Consider the following 2549-nt stretch of genomic DNA (forward strand, 5'->3'; position numbering starts at 1 on the left):
GTTACGCGCACGGCGACGCGCCGGGGCGCGGCCTCCTCGACGTCGCCGGTCAGCCACAGCCCTCGGCCGTCGCCGACGGTGACCTCCTCGCCCACGCGCACCCGCCGGACCACGGCGGCGTGATGCGCCTCGGCACCGGTGATGGCGACCAGCTCGCCCACCCGGGCTTCCGTGGGCGCCGCCGTCTCGCCGCCTGCATCCGAGAGCCCGGCGCCGCCGGCATCCATGAGGAAGTGGAGCACCATCTCAGCCCCGGAAGCGGTCGCGCAGCTTCGAGAACATGCCCTGGTGGAACTGCGCGAGCCGCGGGGCGGGCGCCTTCGCCTTCTTCGCGAAGTCCTCGATGAGCGCGCGCTGCTTGGCGTCCAGACGCGTCGGCGTCACCACCTGCACAGCGACGCGCAGGTCGCCGCGCGTGCCACCGCGCAGCGGGGTGATGCCCCGTCCCTTGATCGTCAGCACGTCGCCGGACTGCACGCCCGCGCGCACCTCGAGCTCGACGTCTCCGTCGAGCGACGCGATCGTGGTCTGGGCGCCAAGGATCGCATCGGGCATCGATACCTCGAGGGTCGCCAGCAGGTCGTCACCCTCGCGACTGAACGTCTCGTGCGACGCGACGGTCACCTCGAGGTACAGATCGCCGTTGGGCCCGCCGGCGGGACCCACCTCGCCGGAACCGGGCAGTTGCAGCCGCAGTCCGGTCTCGACGCCGCCGGGGATGTCGACCGACACCGTGCGTCGCGCGCGCACGCGGCCCTGTCCCTGACAGCTGGCGCACGGGTACGGGATGGTCGTGCCGTAGCCCTGGCACGCCGTGCACGGCTGCGACGTCACCACATTGCCCAGCAGGCTCCGGACGGTCCGCTGGACCTGGCCGGATCCGTGGCAGATGTCGCACGTGGCCTCGCTCGTGCCGGGCTGACAGCACGAGCCCTGGCAGGTCTCGCACAGCACGGCGGTGTCGACCTCGATGTCGCGGTGCGTGCCGAACACGACGTCGCCGAGGTCGAGGGTCACCCGCACGAGCGCGTCCTGGCCGCGCTCACGGCGCGACCGGGGTCGGCCGCCGCGTGTGCCGCCTCCGCCGAAGAACGTCTCGAAGATGTCGCCGAACCCCCCGAAACCCTGCCCGCCGCCGAACGCCGATCCATCGCCGCCCATGTCGTAGCGCTGCCGCTGCTCGGGGTCGCTCAGCACGTCGTACGCGTGCGTCACGAGCTTGAAGCGCTCCGACGCGTCCGCACCCGGGTTGACGTCGGGGTGCAGCTCGCGCGCAAGACGCCGATACGCCTTCTTGATCTCCTCGGGGCTCGCGTCGCGCGAGACGCCCAGGACTTCGTAGTGGTCGGCCACAATCGCCTTCCTGCCCGTACGGGCGCGGTGGGGTTCGTTCTGAGAGCGACGCTCAGCGGGACTGGTCGTCCTCGTCGAGCAGCCTGCTCAGGTAGTGCGCGACGGCGCGGACCGCCGCGAGATTCGTGGGGTAGTCCATGCGGGTGGGGCCGAGCAGCCCCACCCGCGCGCGCGCACCGGTGGCGTCGTAGTCGCCGGTCACGACGGATGCCTCGGCGAGCCCGAACGGCTCGTTCTCGCGACCGATGCTCGCCGCGAGCCCCTGCTCGTCAGCGACCATCTCGCCCATGAGGCGCAGGAGCGTCACCTGCTCCTCGATCGCTTCCAGCAGTGGGTAGATGCTGCCGCGGAAGTCGCTCTCGCGGCGCGCGAGCGTCGCGCTGCCCGCCATGACGAGGCGGTCCTGGCGGAAGTCCTCCAGCTCCTCCCCCACGATGCGAGCGACGGTGCGCACGGCATCGTCGATCGGACCTCCGAGCGGGTCGGATGCCGACAACTCCGCGATCGCCGACGCCGCCTCGGCCACGGGCTTGCCCGTCACCAGCCGTGCCACGGCGTGCTTGATGGCCGCGGCATCCGCCTCGACGAGTTCCTCGCGCAGGAACGCGACGCGCTGCGAGACGCGGCCGGTGTCGGTGACGACGATGACGACGATGCGGTTCCCGCCGAGATGCACGAACTCGACGTGGGTCACAGTGGCGCGTGCGAAGGAGGGGTACTGCACGATCGCGACCTGGCCGGTCAGCCGCGTCAGCGCACGGACGGTGCGCACCAGCAGGTCGTCGAGGTCGACCGGATCGGCGAGGAACGACGAGATCGCCGAGCGCTGGGCGGGCGAGAGCGGCCGCAGTTGGGCGAGATGGTCGACGAAGACGCGGTAGCCCTTGTCGGTCGGCACACGGCCGGACGAGGTGTGCGGGGCGACGATGAGGTCCTCGTCTTCGAGCAGCGCCATATCGTTGCGGATCGTCGCCGCGGACACGCCGAACTGATGCCGCTCGACGATCGCCTTGCTGCCGACCGGCTCGTGGGTGTCGACGTAATCCTGCACGATCGCGCGGAGGACCTGCAGTCCGCGTTCCGAGACCATCACCCCTCCTCGTTGGCACTCCCGGTTGCTGAGTGCCAATCTTACCTGCCATCGCCCCCGCCCACCCCCCGCCTGCCCGCTGATCGCCCCACCCAGTCCTCGAGCC

General features: G+C 71.3%; 3 protein-coding genes. All 3 read right to left on the reverse strand.

Annotated elements, in window-relative coordinates; all coding sequences use genetic code 11:
• On the reverse strand, positions 1–245 hold a 245-nt coding region (locus WBP48_RS02415), incomplete at its 3' end, for an RNA methyltransferase PUA domain-containing protein (RefSeq protein ID WP_424435540.1).
• Between the two features lies 1 nt (position 246).
• The gene (dnaJ, locus tag WBP48_RS02420) at positions 247–1353 is read right to left on the reverse strand and encodes a molecular chaperone DnaJ (RefSeq protein WP_424435543.1); all 1107 of its coding nucleotides are present in this window, start codon (positions 1351–1353) and stop codon (positions 247–249) included.
• A gap of 52 nt (positions 1354–1405) precedes the next feature.
• Complete coding sequence (gene hrcA / locus WBP48_RS02425; protein ID WP_424435546.1) at positions 1406–2443, reverse strand: heat-inducible transcriptional repressor HrcA; 1038 nt, start codon at positions 2441–2443, stop codon at positions 1406–1408.
• Positions 2444–2549: the final 106 nt, after the last annotated feature.

The organism is Microbacterium sp., from assembly GCF_049661145.1.
Taxonomy (GTDB): Bacteria; Actinomycetota; Actinomycetes; order Actinomycetales; family Microbacteriaceae; genus Microbacterium.

Bases quoted from the DNA above. Each gene is read 5' to 3' on its own strand.
- hrcA (WP_424435546.1), bottom strand. From the start codon at position 2,443: ATGGTCTCGGAACGCGGACTGCAGGTCCTCCGCGCGATCGTGCAGGAT.